The sequence below is a fragment of the Mesorhizobium sp. M1006 genome (genome assembly GCF_040318825.1).
Taxonomy (GTDB): domain Bacteria; phylum Pseudomonadota; class Alphaproteobacteria; order Rhizobiales; family Rhizobiaceae; genus Mesorhizobium.
The window spans coordinates 14,960-30,831 of record NZ_JAMYMZ010000057.1; the positions used below are offsets into that span (position 1 = coordinate 14,960).

Here is a 15,872-nt window from a genome sequence, read left to right on the forward strand (position 1 = left end):
ACGCTGCTTACTGGGCCGCAACGCGAACGCTATCCTCGTCAAGGCGCCGGTGTTCGGATTCCCGCTTTACCGCCTCGAGGTCGGACTGGACCATTTCCTGGATCATTGTCGCCAGCGACGTTGTTGCCTTCCACCCGAGAACGCGCTCCGCTTTCGAGGCATCGCCGATCAGAAGCTCAACCTCGGTCGGTCTGAAATAGCGCGGATCCACTTCGACTAGAACCGCACCGGATTTCGCGTCGATGCCTTTTTCTTCGATTCCGGAACCAACCCACTGGATTTCGGTCCCGACTTCGTTGAACGCAAGCTCGACAAAGCGGCGGACCGAGTTCTTCACCCCGGTTGCAAGGACATAATCGCCGGGCACTTCATGGTGAAGAATTCTCCACATGCCCTCGACATAGTCGCGGGCATGTCCCCAATCCCGTTCAGCCGACAAATTGCCGAGATAGAGCTTGTCCTGAAGGCCGAGGCTGATTGCAGCGGCCGCGCGCGTGATCTTGCGGGTAACGAATGTCTCGCCGCGCATCGGGCTCTCATGGTTGAACAGTATGCCGTTCGAAGCATGGATGTCGTAAGCTTCGCGGTAATTCACGGTGATCCAGTAGGCATAGATCTTTGCCGCCGCATACGGTGACCGAGGATAGAAAGGCGTCGTCTCCCGTTGCGGGATCTCCTGCACCTTGCCATAGAGCTCGGAAGTCGATGCCTGATAGAAACGCGTCTTTTTTGTCAGGCCAAGCAGCCGGATGGCTTCGAGCAGGCGCAATGTACCGATCGCGTCCGCGTTCGCCGTATATTCCGCGGTCTCGAAGCTCACCTGGACATGCGATTGTGCGGCGAGATTATAAATCTCGTCTGGCTGCACTTCCTGGACGATGCGGATGAGGTTGGTGGCATCGGTCATGTCGCCATAGTGCAGCGACAGTCTTACGTTCTTTTCATGCGGATCCTGATAGAGATTATCGATGCGACCCGTATTGAACGACGACGACCGCCGCTTGATGCCGTGGACATCATAGCCCTTTGCCAAGAGAAGTTCGGCCAGATAGGCGCCGTCCTGGCCGGTGATGCCGGTAATGAGCGCGGTCTTCCTAGTCATTGTGCTTTCTCCGAGGTCGATACGACGGTATTTTCAACGCTGATCAGCGTAACTTTAGACATTCCAAAATACCCATTTTAAGAAAGCTGGGGTTACCCCACCCTGCGAAGCTCGTAAGCGGCGGCTTGGCTACTCGACTAGCGATCTTTGTCGCCTTGTCAACGCGCACCATATCCCGTCAGCATGGTTCGGATGGTACGAAACACGATAAGCACGTCGAGCCAAGGGGAGAAATTCTTGATATAGTAGAAGTCGTAGTGAAGCTTTTCCAAGACGTCGTCCACGGCCGCAACATGGCCCTGGTTGACTTGCGCCCATCCGGTGATGCCAGGCCGAACGATGTGCCGGTATCGATAGAACGGCAGCTCCGCCTCATACCAATTCGAGAGCACGAGTGCTTCCGGCCGCGGTCCGATCCAGCTCATCTCGCCTCGCAAGATGTTGAAGGCCTGCGGCAACTCGTCGATCCTGGATTTTCTCAAGAACTGCCCCAAACGGGTGATGCGTTCGTCGCCGGCTTTCGTGATGGCCGCTTCCTTCTCGTCGACAGCCGTGTCGCTGAGCTTCATCGTTCGAAACTTGTAGACCTCGTAGGGATGCCCTCTGTAGCCCATTCGCTTCTGTCTAAATAGTGCCGGTCCGGGCGAATCAATCTTTACGGCGATCGCCACGAACAACAGCAACGGTGAGAAAGCAACAAGCACAAACAAGGCAGATGCCCAGTCTATCGCCTGCTTTATCTTGAGGTAGGCCTGGTTTGGATTCAGAGAGCCTAGGGTGTTTTCAGACAGATGCTCGATTTCTACCCTGCCAGTGAGCGATTCGCTGATTTGCTTGACATGGTAGACCGGCGTTCCCGAGAGAGCGCGATCGGCGATATACCGCTCCCACTCATCCGAAAGGTCGGCTCGAAGATCGGCCACCACTCCGCTCGCGTGCTCGATAACCGTGCTGGTCGAATGAATCCTGTGCCAGCTCACACCTGGTACACTCTCCAGCCTGTCGACGTCTCCGCCGGGAATTATTGCCAGCCGGTATACATCCAGCCTACGCGTCGCCAGGCTCAAGCCAAAATACCACAATGTCGACTGAATAAAGCTGGCTGCCGCCTGGAACCGGCTGTAGTCGAATCTGAAAAAGAAGATCGTCGCGAACACGAGGCCGTAGGCCAGGGCGAAGGTTGGCAGGATGTAGCCAGCCGCTGCAACGCCTGGGAAATTGCCGATGCGCTTATAAAACAGATAGCCTGTCGTGTGGGCGATGCATGCCGCAAAGATCGTAACCTGCATGTTCGATTGCCAGATCACTTGTTGATCAACCGACAGGCGTAGCAACGCCGGCAGCAGGATGGCGAATGTCAATCCGCCAAGCAGCTGAAAGCGCATCCGGAGCAGGAGATGCCTTCTATTGGGCAGTTGGATGGTGGTGGCGATCACTTTGAATACCGCGAATCGGGCCCCATGAAAACCTGGACGTTCACTGGACAGGATGCCGCTCTCGGCCGACGCTCGAATAGGCTATGCCTTCCCTAACGACGTCCTCGCCGCGGTAGACGTTTCGCAGATCAACCATCACCGGCGTCGCCATGAGTGCACGGAGCCGCTTCAGATCCAACGACCGAAACGCGTTCCACTCGGTGACGATGACGATCGCATGCGAGCCGTCGGCTACCGCGTAGGCGCTATCCCCGAACGCAATGCCCTCGATCATCTTGCGCGCCTGCTCCATGCCGACCGGATCATAGGCCTTGATCGAAGCGCCGGCGTCCTTGAGCGCCTGAATGATGGCCAATGACGGGGCATCGCGCATATCGTCGGTGTTCGGCTTGAACGTAAGGCCGAGGATACCGATGATCTTGCCACGAACCGAGCCGCCGCAGGCCTCGACCACCTTGCGCGCCATCGCCCGCTTGCGCTGGTCGTTTATCGAGACCGTCGTTTCAATCAGCCGCACCGGGCTTGCCGCGTCCTGCGCGGTCTTGACCAGTGCCAGCGTATCTTTCGGGAAACAGGAGCCGCCATAGCCCGGTCCAGCATGAAGAAACTTTGCACCGATGCGGTTGTCCATGCCGATGCCGCGCGCGACGTCCTGCACATCGGCCCCCAGCCGCTCGCAGAGATCGGCAATTTCGTTGATGAAGGTGATCTTCATGGCCAGAAACGCGTTGCCGGCATATTTGGTGAGCTCCGCCGTACGTCGGCTCGTATAGAATATCGGTGCGGCATTCAGCGAGAGCGGCCGGTAGATCTCGCCCATGACCGCTTTGGCACTTTCGGCATCGGTCCCGACAATAATGCGGTCGGGCCGCTTGAAGTCCTCGATCGCCGATCCTTCGCGAAGAAACTCCGGATTGGAGACCACCGCAAAATCAGCGGTGGGATTTTGCTCGCGAATGATTCGTTCCACCTCATCGCCGGTACCGACAGGGACGGTCGATTTCGTCACCACGACCGTAAACCCTTTGAGCGCGCGGCCAACTTCGGCGGCCGCGTCGTAAACGAAGGACAGATCGGCGTGCCCATCGCCACGCCGTGACGGCGTGCCGACGGCTATGAAGACGACATCCGATTGAGAAACGGCATCGGCCAGATTGTCGTCGAAACGCAGGCGGCCCTGCGCGGTGTTGGTGGTGACGAGGTCGTCGAGCCCCGGCTCATAGATCGGTATCTTGCCGAGTTTGAGCATGGCAAGCTTTTCCGCATCACGATCGATGCAGCAGACCTGATGGCCAAAGTCGGCGAAACAGGCGCCCGAGACGAGCCCTACATAGCCGGCACCAATCATTGTTATTCGCATACCGCGTACCCTCAATAATGAGCGCCGATGAGACGATCTCGCCAGACAGCGCCTATTTCCCACCGAACGACGGCTACCGCACTCCCGGGTGAAAACCCGAGAGCGCATCCTATAACAATTTACATCACGACGCCGCCTTGATGTTTGCGGCTACGCGATTGCTACGAGATCCCTGGCATCCAAGTCGACAGGGATTTCGCCATTCATGATGGCCACCAGAACCCGGGCTCTTCCGGCTGGATCGAGCCGGTCAAGGCGACCGATCGTTTTCGCGAGAGGGCCCGAAAGGATTCGGACCGAGGCACCGGCTGCGAGGCCTCCACTGAAATCAAGCAGCCCGTCCTCACCGGTCAATGCAATGAAACGCTCGACCAAACCCGAGGGGACCGGCAAAGGCCGGTCGCCTTGCGTAACGAGGGAACGCACACCGAATGTTCCATTGACCGAGCGCCAACGTTGCAGTCCGAGGTCAAGGGCGATGAACATATAGCCCGGGAAATAAGCTGCGGACCGTGTTTCGAGCCGCCGAGCATGACGCACGGTTTTCTCGCAGCGAGGCACAAAGGGCTCGAATCCCTGGATCCGGAGATGCCGCTCTGCGACATGCTCCTTCCCCGGAAAGACGCTGGCCGCATACCAGCGGGTTGCCGGCGCGGCGGTCGGCTCAGGCGACAAGGCTGTTGCCTTGCTCGTTGTTTTTTCCGCGCTACTCACGTGTCTTCCTTCGGCGGTCGGCGGCATGATCTCAGGTCAACGGTTACGACAGTGTGTGGATACCAGCAAGCAACCAAGCCACTAAAGTCAAGGCCGTTGGGTTAAGAATTTCCTACACATTGTCCAGAAATTTAGCTGTGCCTAAATAATCACCGAGCCGCTTTCTTTTTCAGCTGGCTGAGATGCTATGTCGAGCAATTTATTTCCATATTAGGTGCTTGGTTACGCTGGTCGTGACGAATCGCCCGTTGGTTCTGGTACTTAGTCCGTCGACTTGAAGCTAATGTGACGGATGGCGTCGCGCACAAGTCTGCCGCCAGCGACAAAGATCCTGCACGGCCACACAACTACGGCGAAAAATCACTGTCGCGCAGAACAGGTTATCACCGCTCGACCGGCTTCACGAACGCTTCAACAGCGACCAGACAGCCGGCACCAGGCTCGCGGCCAGCGCAACCTTGATCAGATCACCGACGATAAAGGGCACCACCCCGAACTGCCACGACTTTTCCGGGCCGATCAACAGCGCCAGCCAGGCAAAGCCCATTGCCATCATGACGATCTCGGCCACCAGCATGGCATTGAAGAGCTTGATAGGATGGCGATCCCAGCCACGGTCGGCAGCCCAGCCGACGATCGCCGCCATGACGACGAAGCCGGCAAGATAGCCGCCGGTCGAACCGAGCATGTAAGCGATGCCGATGCCCTTTTCGGGCGTGCTCTGGAAGACCGGCAGGCCCAACGCGCCCTCGGCCATGTAGAGAAGCAGCGTGGCGACGCCGAGGCGCATGCCGAAGGCGGCAGCGATCAGCAAGACGGCGAGCGTCTGCATCGAGATATCGACCGGTCCGAGTATGACCTTGGTCTTGGCCGACAAGATCAGCAGCAGCGTTCCGGCGATCGCCAGCAAAAGCTGTCCTGTCAGCCGGGCCGTGCCTTTTTCGGGCAAAGCGAGAGAAATGAGCGGACGCATCGTCGTTGCAATTGCCATGGTCTTCCCCGTTCCGGATTGCCGCCGAACGCGGCCTTGCGTTTTCCTATATTGGCTTCCGTGCTATGCGGCAATCGGTTTTGCCCTCGCCCCAAAAAAGGTCGCGACGTTCGCATGGCGCTGAAATTCGACACACGCTTCGAACCGTCCTATGGCAAGGACGTGATCGTTGCGCCTGGTATTCAACGCGTCACGGCCCCGAACCCAAGCCCGTTCACCTTTCACGGAACCAACAGTTATATCGTCGGTCGCGAGACGCTGGCGGTGATCGATCCCGGACCGGATGACGAGGCACATCTTAGAACACTGCTCGAAGCGATCGGGACCAGGCCGGTCAGCCATATCTTCGTCAGCCACACGCATCGCGACCATTCGCCGCTGGCAGCGCGGCTGAAGCAGCATACGGGTGCGGTGGTTCTGGCGGAGGGCCGGCATCGCCCGGCGCGGCCGTTGCGCACCGGCGAGGTCAATCCGCTCGATGCCAGCGCCGACATCGAGTTCGTTCCAGACGTCGCGCTGCCGGATGATATGGTGATCGACGGCGATGGCTGGGCGATCCGGACGGTGCTGACGCCCGGCCATACCGCCAATCACGCGGCCTTCGCGCTGGAGGGAACCGGCATCCTTTTCTCGGCCGATCACGTCATGGCGTGGGCAACCACGATCGTCGCACCGCCGGATGGCGCTATGGCCGAGTACATGACATCGCTCGATCGGCTGATCGAACGTGACGACCGGCTGCTGCTGCCCGGTCATGGTGGGCCGGTGACCGAGCCGCGAAGCTTCATGCGCGAGTTGAAAACGCATCGCAAGATGCGCGAACGGGCGATTCTGGAGCGGATCAACGGCGGTGACCGGACGATCAAGGACATAGTGGACGCGATCTATCGAGACACCGACCCGCGCCTGCATGAAGCGGCCCGCCTGTCGGTGCTTGCCCATCTGGAAGACCTGGTGGCGCGCGGCCTGGTCCACACCGATGGCGCGCCGGCTATCGACGGCATCTATTCGCCGGCAAGGTAGTACCCTTCGGGTATCATTCCGCCGGAGCCACGCCCACCTGGCCGGCGACTTCCTGGTCGAGCTCGGCAAGGAAATCGGTGATGCGCGCTGCATTGTCGCCAAGGTCGTAGCGGCCGTAACGCGAGGCCGAGCGCATATCGACGATGACCGCATCGCCGTCGTCGGTCACGCGGATGGCGACATCGGCGGGAAGACCAAGCAGCAAGCTCTTGGCCAGTGCATCGACCGTCACGTCGCTTTGCCCTGCTGCATCTGGAAACGGAGCCGTGAGCTGCCAGCCGCGCCGATCGAGCACCGTTTTGACCGCCTCCAGAACGCGATCGAAAGGCAAGGTGTAGCTGCGTGCGGTAACAAGCGGATAAGCTTCGATTTGCAGGCGCTGCTCGCCGGGTGTCGGCGGCAAAAGCTCGTTCATATCCTTTGTCCGGGTAGAAATATCGAGCACCGGTGGGTCGTCCAGATCCGTCGAGATGTCGCGCAGCGGCGGATAGGTGGCCACCCAATAGGCCGCGACGCCGTAAGGGATGAGCACCAGAACCGCCAGCAAGGCGCCGACGGTCAGGTCATGGCCGCCGCGATCACCGAAATTCCACAATCGCGCAAAGGCAAACCCGGCGAACAGAAGCGCAAACGCGGCCAGCAAGGCGACAATGGCGAGCACCCACAGGAATGCCGACGTCTCGACGAGATCATATCGGTGGCCGATGAGTGCCGTCAGCAGCAGGATCGCCGAAAAAGCACCGGCGCGCCGCGACCAACCGGCAGCCTTCGATGTCTGTCGCCCGGGGATTACCGTCATTGCTTTCCGCGCTGCCCCAACCCGAACAAAGGCATAGTGCCTTTCAGCGCCGGCTTGAAGGCGAAAAGACGCCGCATCTCCGGTCAATCCGTCGGCAGGTGATAATCCCGGAACTGCTGTCGCAAGGTAATCTTCTGGATCTTGCCGGCAGCGGTGTGCGGGATTTCGCTGACAAAAGCGACGTCGTCCGGCATCCACCACTTCGCCAGCTTGCCGTCCATGAAAGCGAGGATGTCGGTCTTGGACGGATCCCTGCCCGGCTTGCGCACGACCACGAGCAAAGGCCGCTCGCCCCATTTGGAATGCGGAATGCCGATGGCGGCGGCCTCCGCCACGTCGGGATGGCCGACAGCGAGGTTCTCGAGCTCGATGGTCGAGATCCATTCGCCGCCCGACTTGATCACGTCCTTGGCGCGATCGGTGATCTGCATGTAGCCGCCGGGGTCGATATGCGCGATATCACCGGTATCGAACCAGCCGTCTTCATCAAACTGTTCGGATCCGATGCCGCCATAATAGGCGCGCGCGACGGCCGGCCCGCGGACTTTGAGTCGGCCGAAGGTCTTGCCGTCCCATGGCAGCTCGTTATCGTCGTCATCCGTTATCTTCATTTCGATGCCGAACGGTGTAAAGCCCTGCTTCTGCTGGACGGCGAGGCGAGCCTCACCCTTCAGCCCGGCATAGTCCGGCTTCAAGGTACACAGCGTGCCGAGCGGCGACATCTCGGTCATGCCCCAGGCGTGGACGACCTGGACATCGTAACTGTCCTGGAACTTCGTCGTGATCGCGCGTGGACAGGACGCGCCTCCGATGACGACTTTCTGCAGATAGGGCAGTTTCTTGCCGGTTTCTTCCAGATGCTGGAGGAGCATCATCCACACCGTCGGCACGGCGGCGCTGAAGGTCACCTTCTCGGTGTCGAGCAGCTCGTAGATCGAAGCGCCATCCATCTTGCAGCCGGGCATGACCAGCTTGGCGCCAATCATCGGCGCGCTCTGGGCAAGGCCCCAGGCGTTGGCGTGAAACATCGGCACGACCGGCAATACGGTATCGCGCGACGACAGGCCCATGGCGTCGGGCATCGCTTCGATCATGGCGTGCAGCACGTTCGAACGATGGCTGTAGAGGACGCCTTTCGGGTCGCCCGTCGTGCCCGAGGTGTAGCACATGCCGGCGGCGGTGTTTTCGTCGAAAGTCTTCCAGGCGAAGTTGCCGTCGGCTTCAGCAAGCCATTCTTCGTACGCAACCACATTGGGCAGCGCAGTCTCCGGCATATGCGCATTGTCGGTCAGCACGATAACCTGCTTCAGCGACTTGACCGCGCCGGCGATCTTTTCGAGCAGCGGCAGGAAGGTCAGGTCGACGAAGATCGCCTTGTCCCCGGCATTGTTCATGATCCAGGTGATCTGCTCGGGAAAGAGCCGCGGGTTGAGCGTGTGATAGATGGCGCCGACACCCATGATGCCGTACCAGGCCTCGATGTGGCGCGCGGTGTTCCAGGCCAGCGTCGCGATGCGGTCGCCAAGCCCGAAACCGTCACGCTCGAGCCGCTCGGCGACCTTCAGGGCACGATCATGGATTTCGGCATATGTGCTGCGCACGATCGGCCCCTCGATCGAACGCGACACGATTTCGCGGCTGCCGTGCTGCCTCTCGGCATTGTCGATCAGCTTATGGCAAAGCAGCGGCCATTCCTGCATCAGCCCGAGCATCTTGTTCCTCCCGTTATTTTTTCGTCATTGTGGGACGAACCGGCGGATTGTCCAGCCAGGATCGGCCTGGAGCGGGGCATGGAGCCAATTGAGGCCGAATTCGCCACAATCCGGCCATGCTCGGCGTTAACGTTGATTAACGGCGGGGCGCGATTGGCGAATGAAAGAGGTTCGCATGGACGCGCAGCTCGACGACAAAGCCCTCGAAAATACGCTTGCCGAAAGCCTGGCCGATCTGGTGGCGGCCGATGTCGCGGAGGCTGATCTGGTGCCTGACGCCAAAACCGTTTCCGAAGATGAATTCGTCGAGGTCGTCGGCGGCGCCCTCGAGGCGGTCGGCGGCACGCTCTTGTTCAAGATGTGCGTCGAGAACGAGGGCGAACCCCAGCACGTCGCCGCCGCATCGGTCGGCGATGGCGGCAATCGCCAGTTCCTGCTGCTCACTTTGCCGACCAGCGGTGGTGCGCTGAAGGTCGAGACCACCTCGAAAAGCACCAATCCGGTGGCCGGCATTGCCGCCGCCTATGCCGGGCTGATGGACGCATTCCAGGCCGCCGCCTGATTTTAGGCGGGATACCGGAGGAAAGCGCAAGACTGCCACCCGCAGGCGATGCCCGCCGGTGACTGGCAGGTCTTGCGCAACGCGCTTGCCAGACACATCTCGGGGTAGAGGCAAGGAGATCCGATATGGACCAGATCGCAAATCCGTCACCCGGCTTTCAGCGCAATCCCGGCAAGGTCATCACAGTCGAGCCTTACGAGGGAACCGTGACGGTGCGCGTCGGCGATGTCGTTATCGCCTCGTCCAGCAAGGTCAAGGTGCTGAGCGAACCTCCCTATCCGCCTGTTTTCTATATTCCGTTCGACGACATCGACTTCAAGCAGCTTGATAAGACCGAGCTCTCGACCCACTGCCCCTACAAGGGCGATGCCAGCTATTGGAGCGTGCTGCCCGCCGGCGATGCAGGCGAGGATGCGATGTGGGCCTATGAGCGGCCGTTCGACGAGATGGCCGATATCCGCGACCACGGCGCGTTCTATCCAAACAAGGTGACCATCGAGGCCACGCCCGACTGATCAGTCGGTGGTGCCTTCATCGCCGATGCCGTCGGCATCGTCGAGCCGCACGAAGGTGAGGCCCTTGGCCTTCAGCGCCAGAAGTCCCTGCACTACGCCTTCGCCGGCCGCATGGGTCGGCTGGTTGATGTGAGCGATGATGACGTCGCCGTCCTTCGCCGCGGCAATGCGCCGGGCGGTCTCTTTTGCGCCGAGCAATGAGCCGCCGTCGCCATTGATCGAGAATCCGGCGATCTTGAAACCAAGCTTGCGTATCATCGCGATCGCCGACGCGCTGTATTCGGCGGTTGCGCCGCGAAACCATTTCGGCGCCGGTTCGCCGGTCACGGCAAGAGCGGCAGCACCCGATTCGACTTCGGCCAGCACGGCCTCCGGGCTGCCGGCACTGCGAATGCCGTAGATCTTTTGCGGCGTGTCGACGGCCGGGACGTGGCGGCCGCCATGGTTTTCCAATTCAAACAGTTCGGGATGCGCCCGCATGATCTCGACGGCGGCGGCGTTGTGCTTCAGCCAGATGCCGGTGACGAAAATGGTGGCAGGAATCTTGTTTTCCACCAGCGCCGAGAGAATCCGTGTGTCGGTCCTTCCGCCGCACGCATCGAGCGTCAGCGCGACGCGGCCGCCGCCCGCCTCGGCCTTGATGTGCAGCGTCGGTGCGACGAGCAACTGGGCGTTGCCAGGAGAGACAGCCCACAGCGATATCGCAACGGCGCAAAAATACTTTTGGAACAGGCGCATCGATTTATTTCCAGGTCGGCCGGATCAAAGTTGAAGCGGCGACCCCAAGACCGGCATCAAGGCGGAAATCGGGACGGTGCCCCTGCAAAAGCCTCGGCAGCGGCAATTTGACCGCCGGCCTGACCTTTGGCAAGCACGAGGTCACAATGCGTGCTCCACGTTCTTAACCTTACGTGAAAGAATCGCGCGCACCGCGTCGACAACCGCTTTGACCTCAAGTCGCCAGACGCAGCAAGCCTTGCTCGGATCGGGTCGGCGGCACAGGTCCCTGGCTATGCACTCGCAAGGCATGGAGGGCCGCGGCGTAACAGTAGCCACGCCGACAGGGCCCCAGACGGCCGGGTCGGTCAGGCCGAACAGGCCGACAACCGGCGTTCCCGCGGCGGCGGCCATGTGCATCGGACCACTCTCGTTCCCGAGAAATAGGCGTGCCTGGCCGAGGACCGCCAGCAGCGTTGCAAGCGACAGCGCCCCGACCAAGTTGACGACCGGCGAAGCGGCCTTGGCGATGATGCGCTCGGCAGATGCCCGTTCATCGGGGCCGCCGACAAGCAGGAAGTCCAACCCGGTCTGCCGCGAGATCTCGTCGATCGCCAGCGCAAAACGTTCCGGCTGCCATTGCCGCCCCCGGAAGCTCGCTCCCGCGTGAACGGCTATGAAGGCGTTACGCCGCAGATGATGCTGGTCGAGAAGCGCCAATGCCCTGGCGGTCTCCAGCGGCAGCGGCTCAATCATTGGGACCGGCGCACGCAACTCCACGCCAAGCGCCTCAAGCGGCGAAAGATAGCGGTAGAGATAATGCTGGCCACCAAAGCCAAACGGCTTGGCCAGGACGTTGGCGGGCTGGCGTTCCAGCCAGCGCAACGGTTTTTCGGGAGGATCATATCCGACGCGGGTCTTGGCGTTGACGAGCCTGACAATGATGCGTGAGGTTTTGGAATCGGCCAGGTCGATGGTCAGGTCAAGCCGGAACCGGCGCAGAGCGCGCACCATCGCGTAAAGCTCGCGACCACGCTGCACAGGGGTGCCACGCATCCGTACGCGTCGGAACGCCACCACGTCCGAGGCGATGCCATGAGCCAACAGGAAACCGGCAAAGTTCGCCTCGCAAAGGAACACGATCCTGGCCTTTGGATATTGGAGGCGCAGGTTTCTGGCGAGCGCGGAAGCGAGGACAAGATCGCCGATGAATTTCGTCTGGAGGATGAGAATCGAGCGGACGTGCGTGGGCGGGTTCTGCAACATCTGTTTCTGGCACCGGGGCGGGTTCGGGGGCCGGAAACTGGGCAGAAACGATGTCGGGATTTGGAGCCGACACACGCACGTTCGCGTGAATTCGGTTACAAATCGGTAAGGTCAGATGCCGGTGGACTCCAACTCCTATCCGCGGCCGTTCTTTGCAGCCTGCACCGCCGCTTGCGCAGCGGCCAGCCTGGCGATCGGCACCCGGTATGGCGAGCACGAGACGTAGTCGAGGCCGACCTTTTCGCAGAAATGGATCGAGGCCGGGTCGCCGCCATGCTCGCCGCAAATACCGAGCTTGATGTCGGGCCGCGTCGCCCTGCCCTTTTCGGCCGCCATTCGCACCAGTTCGCCGACGCCCTCTATGTCGAGCGACACGAACGGATCCTGCTCGATGATGCCTTTTTGCCGGTAGGTCTCGAGGAACGAGGCCGCGTCGTCGCGCGAGATACCGAACGTGGTCTGGGTCAGATCGTTGGTGCCGAAGGAGAAGAATTCGGCCGCCTCTGCGATGATTTGGGCGCGGATCGCGGCACGCGGCAGTTCGATCATCGTGCCGGTCAGATAGTCGATCCTGACACCGGTCTCCTCCATCACGCTTTTGGCGACCGCATCGATATGTGCCTTGACGAAATCGAGCTCTTTCACCAGCCCGACCAGCGGCACCATGATTTCGGGGACCACCAGTGCGCCGGCCTTCCTGCCGGCCTCCACGGCCGCCTCGAAAATGGCGCGCGCCTGCATCTCGGCGATTTCGGGATATGAGATGGCAAGCCGGCAGCCGCGGTGGCCGAGCATCGGATTAAACTCGTGCAACGCTTCGGTACGCCGCCGGAGCTTGTCCGGCGACACATTCATGGCGGTGGCGACCTCGGCCACCTCCTCCTCGGTCTTGGGCAGGAATTCGTGCAGCGGCGGATCGAGCAGGCGGATAGTCACCGGCAGCCCGGCCATGATCTCGAACAGTTCGAGGAAATCCGAGCGCTGCATCGGCAACAGCTTGGCCAGCGCCGTTCGTCGGTCCTTTTCGGTATCGGCCAGGATCATCTCGCGCATAGCAACGATGCGGTCGCCGTCGAAGAACATGTGTTCGGTGCGGCAAAGCCCGATGCCTTCGGCGCCGAAGGACCGCGCCATGCGCGCATCGAGCGGCGTCTCGGCATTGGTGCGCACCTTCATGCGGCGCGCGCCGTCGGCCCACTCCATGATGGCGGCGAAATCGCCCGAGAGTTCGGGCTGCAGCATCGGTACCGCGCCTTTCAGCACCTGGCCGTTGCCGCCGTCGATGGTAATGATATCGCCCTTGCGGAACGTCGATCCCATCGCCATCAGCGTGCCGGCCTTGTAGTCGACGCGCAGCGAGCCTGCGCCCGAAACGCAAGGCTTGCCCATGCCGCGCGCAACAACGGCGGCGTGGCTGGTCATGCCGCCGCGCGTCGTCAGGATGCCTTCCGCCGCATGCATGCCGTGAATGTCCTCGGGGCTGGTCTCGATGCGCACCAGGATCGCCTTGCGGCCTTGCGCCTTAGCCTCCTCGGCGTCGTTCGAGGAAAACACGATTTCGCCGGTGGCAGCACCTGGCGATGCCGGCAGGCCGACGCCGATGATATCGCGCGCCGCCTTCGGATCGATCGTCGGATGCAGCAACTGGTCGAGCGAGGCCGGATCAATGCGGGCGACGGCCTCTTCTTTCGAAATCAGTCCATCCCTGGCCATGTCGACGGCAATCTTCAGCGCCGCCTTGGCGGTGCGCTTGCCGGACCTGGTCTGCAGCATCCACAATTTGCCGCGCTCGATGGTGAATTCGAGATCCTGCATGTCGCGGTAATGCTTTTCCAGGCGGTCTGAGATGCTGACGAAAGCCTGGAAGGCGTCAGGCATCAGCTTCTGCAGCGACGGCTTGTCGGAGCCGGCGGCAATGCGCGCCGCCTCGGTGATGTTCTGCGGCGTGCGGATGCCGGCAACGACATCCTCGCCCTGGGCGTTGACCAGGAACTCGCCATAGAGCTGCCTTTCGCCGGTCGACGGATTGCGGGTGAAGGCGACGCCGGTGGCCGAGGTGTCGCCCATATTGCCGAAGACCATGGCCTGGACGGTGACCGCCGTGCCCCAGCTTTCGGGAATGTCGTGCAGGCGCCGGTAGGTGATGGCGCGGTTGTTCATCCAACTGGAAAACACGGCGCCGATGGCGCCCCAGAGCTGCTCGTGTGGATCCTGCGGAAACGGTTTGCCGAGCTCCTCCTCGACCTTGGCCTTATAGAGCGCGATCACGCCTTGCCATTCGATGGCCGTCAGCTCGGTGTCGAGCTCATGGCCGAGGCCGCCCTTCTGGTCTTCGAGGATTTCCTCGAAGACCTCATGGTCGAGACCCATGACGACATCGGAATACATCTGGATGAAACGGCGGTAGCTGTCATAGGCAAAGCGCGGATCGCCTGAATCGGCGGCCAAGGCTTCGACCGTCTCGTCGTTCAGGCCGAGATTGAGCACGGTGTCCATCATGCCGGGCATAGAGGCGCGGGCACCGGAGCGAACCGACACCAAAAGCAGTTTCGACGGATCGCCGAAACGGCGCCCGGTCAGCCGGCCGATATGGTCGAGGGCGATCGCAACGTCCGCTTCCAGCGGGGCCGGATACGCGTGGCCGTTGGCGTAGTAGGCGTTGCAGACCTCGGTAGTGATGGTGAAGCCCGGCGGCACCGGCAGGCCCAGGCTGCACATTTCGGCAAGATTGGCGCCCTTGCCGCCGAGCAGATTGCGGTCGCCGGCACGGCCTTCCGCCGCTCCATCGCCAAAGGTGTAGACCCATTTGGTCATGCTTGCTCCCCGGTTGCAGGAGATTGGAAATACTGACAAATCGAGCGATATGATGCTGCAGTGCGAAAGGCAAGGCATCGACCAAGCCGGCCGGCCTCTACAATCGATTAATGAAAAGCGGCGCCGAAAAGACTTGCTTTTTGGAAAGCTTTGTTGTAGAACATAACGTGAACAAAAGGCTGAACGAATGAGAGTGACCGGAAAGCTCGATTATCTGGAAATGCCGGCGACAGGCGGAACGCTGGACAGGGTGAAGGCTTTCTACAGCGCGGTCTTCTCGTGGTCATTCACCGATTACGGGCCGACCTATTCAGCTTTTGCCGAAGGGCTGGACGGCGGTTTTCAGGCGGATGGCCAAGATGCGCCGGCCAAGCCGCTGCCCCTGGTCTATAATGTCGGCGGCACCATCGTCGAGCCGATCTTTACATTCCCGCGGCGGCAGGCGATTCCATTTGTCGATCCGGCAGGCAATGAAATGGCGGTCTGGGCCGAATAGGCCCGTTCAAAGTGACGTTTGCGAATCCAGCCTTGGGCTCGTACGGTAGTAGGTATTCGTAATCTCGGTATCTTTGGCCGTTGAGGTTTTCCTCGGCCCGTCTTATAAGGCCGCGCGCAGTGGGCACGTCCTGGCTGCTGGGGCGTCGCCAAGTGGTAAGGCATCGGTTTTTGGTACCGACATTCCCAGGTTCGAATCCTGGCGCCCCAGCCAGTTCTCCAATTGTCCAACCCGGAGACATGGGTAACAGATTGTACTTAAGACATGGGTGACAACCTCATGCCGAACGGGTTGTCGATGGTCTGCAAGGTCCTCTGTTCCAAGTCGATATACCCGAGATCGTAATGCATGAAGCTGACGAGCCA

At 60.8% G+C, this 15,872-nt stretch carries 14 protein-coding genes and 1 tRNA gene; 5 read left to right on the top strand and 10 right to left on the bottom strand.

The features are described from left to right. Positions 1-7: 7 nt before the first annotated feature. The 5 genes from gmd to NKH60_RS30360 all read right to left on the bottom strand — a co-directional run bounded on the left by gmd (position 8) and on the right by NKH60_RS30360 (position 5,603). A complete protein-coding gene (gmd, locus tag NKH60_RS30340) occupies positions 8-1,102 on the bottom strand; it encodes a GDP-mannose 4,6-dehydratase (RefSeq protein ID WP_352874462.1) in 1,095 nt (364 codons plus the stop codon). Positions 1,103-1,260: 158 nt separating this feature from the next. Continuing rightward, positions 1,261-2,538, bottom strand: a complete 1,278-nt coding sequence (locus NKH60_RS30345) for a sugar transferase (protein WP_352874463.1) — start codon at positions 2,536-2,538, stop codon at positions 1,261-1,263. Positions 2,539-2,578: 40 nt separating this feature from the next. Then, the gene (locus tag NKH60_RS30350; RefSeq protein WP_352874465.1) at positions 2,579-3,898 is read right to left on the bottom strand and encodes a UDP-glucose dehydrogenase family protein; all 1,320 of its coding nucleotides are present in this window, start codon (positions 3,896-3,898) and stop codon (positions 2,579-2,581) included. A gap of 150 nt (positions 3,899-4,048) precedes the next feature. Beyond that, positions 4,049-4,612: a transcription termination/antitermination protein NusG gene (gene nusG, locus NKH60_RS30355; protein WP_352874466.1), complete on the bottom strand. Its 564-nt coding sequence runs from the start codon at positions 4,610-4,612 to the stop codon at positions 4,049-4,051. Positions 4,613-5,012: 400 nt separating this feature from the next. Further along, a complete protein-coding gene (locus NKH60_RS30360; protein ID WP_352874467.1) occupies positions 5,013-5,603 on the bottom strand; it encodes a biotin transporter BioY in 591 nt (196 codons plus the stop codon). A gap of 114 nt (positions 5,604-5,717) precedes the next feature. Between NKH60_RS30360 and NKH60_RS30365 the strand changes: the two genes are divergently transcribed. Next, positions 5,718-6,626: an MBL fold metallo-hydrolase gene (locus NKH60_RS30365; protein WP_352874468.1), complete on the top strand. Its 909-nt coding sequence runs from the start codon at positions 5,718-5,720 to the stop codon at positions 6,624-6,626. A 13-nt stretch (positions 6,627-6,639) separates the two neighbouring features. On the opposite strand, the gene NKH60_RS30370 is transcribed toward NKH60_RS30365, so the two are convergent. After that, positions 6,640-7,425, bottom strand: coding sequence for a DUF1499 domain-containing protein (locus tag NKH60_RS30370; protein WP_352874469.1), 786 nt, complete (start codon positions 7,423-7,425; stop codon positions 6,640-6,642). An 83-nt stretch (positions 7,426-7,508) separates the two neighbouring features. Next, on the bottom strand, positions 7,509-9,137 hold the full coding sequence (locus tag NKH60_RS30375) for a fatty-acid--CoA ligase (RefSeq protein WP_352874471.1): 1,629 nt from the start codon (positions 9,135-9,137) through the stop codon (positions 7,509-7,511). A gap of 175 nt (positions 9,138-9,312) precedes the next feature. Here NKH60_RS30375 and NKH60_RS30380 point away from each other — a divergent pair, with 175 nt between their 5' ends. Together NKH60_RS30380 and NKH60_RS30385 are read left to right on the top strand one after the other, a co-directional pair. Next, positions 9,313-9,699 (top strand): hypothetical protein, encoded by a 387-nt coding sequence (locus NKH60_RS30380; RefSeq protein WP_352874472.1) that lies wholly within the window; start codon positions 9,313-9,315, stop codon positions 9,697-9,699. Positions 9,700-9,824: 125 nt separating this feature from the next. Then, positions 9,825-10,214, top strand: a complete 390-nt coding sequence (locus tag NKH60_RS30385) for a DUF427 domain-containing protein (RefSeq protein WP_352874473.1) — start codon at positions 9,825-9,827, stop codon at positions 10,212-10,214. Here the strand turns inward: NKH60_RS30385 and NKH60_RS30390 are convergent, their stop codons facing one another. The 3 genes from NKH60_RS30390 to ppdK form a co-directional block, all read right to left on the bottom strand. Next, positions 10,215-10,952, bottom strand: coding sequence for a polysaccharide deacetylase family protein (locus tag NKH60_RS30390; protein WP_352874475.1), 738 nt, complete (start codon positions 10,950-10,952; stop codon positions 10,215-10,217). It lies immediately after the preceding gene. Positions 10,953-11,093: 141 nt separating this feature from the next. Continuing rightward, a complete protein-coding gene (locus NKH60_RS30395; protein ID WP_352874476.1) occupies positions 11,094-12,197 on the bottom strand; it encodes a glycosyltransferase family 9 protein in 1,104 nt (367 codons plus the stop codon). Between the two features lie 135 nt (positions 12,198-12,332). Continuing rightward, complete coding sequence (gene ppdK / locus NKH60_RS30400) at positions 12,333-15,011, bottom strand: pyruvate, phosphate dikinase (RefSeq protein WP_352874477.1); 2,679 nt, start codon at positions 15,009-15,011, stop codon at positions 12,333-12,335. A 187-nt stretch (positions 15,012-15,198) separates the two neighbouring features. On the opposite strand from ppdK, the gene NKH60_RS30405 reads away from it, so the two are divergent. After that, positions 15,199-15,507 (top strand): VOC family protein, encoded by a 309-nt coding sequence (locus tag NKH60_RS30405; protein ID WP_352874478.1) that lies wholly within the window; start codon positions 15,199-15,201, stop codon positions 15,505-15,507. Positions 15,508-15,645: 138 nt separating this feature from the next. Then, positions 15,646-15,720: transfer RNA gene (locus NKH60_RS30410), tRNA-Gln, on the top strand. Positions 15,721-15,872 lie beyond the last annotated feature (152 nt).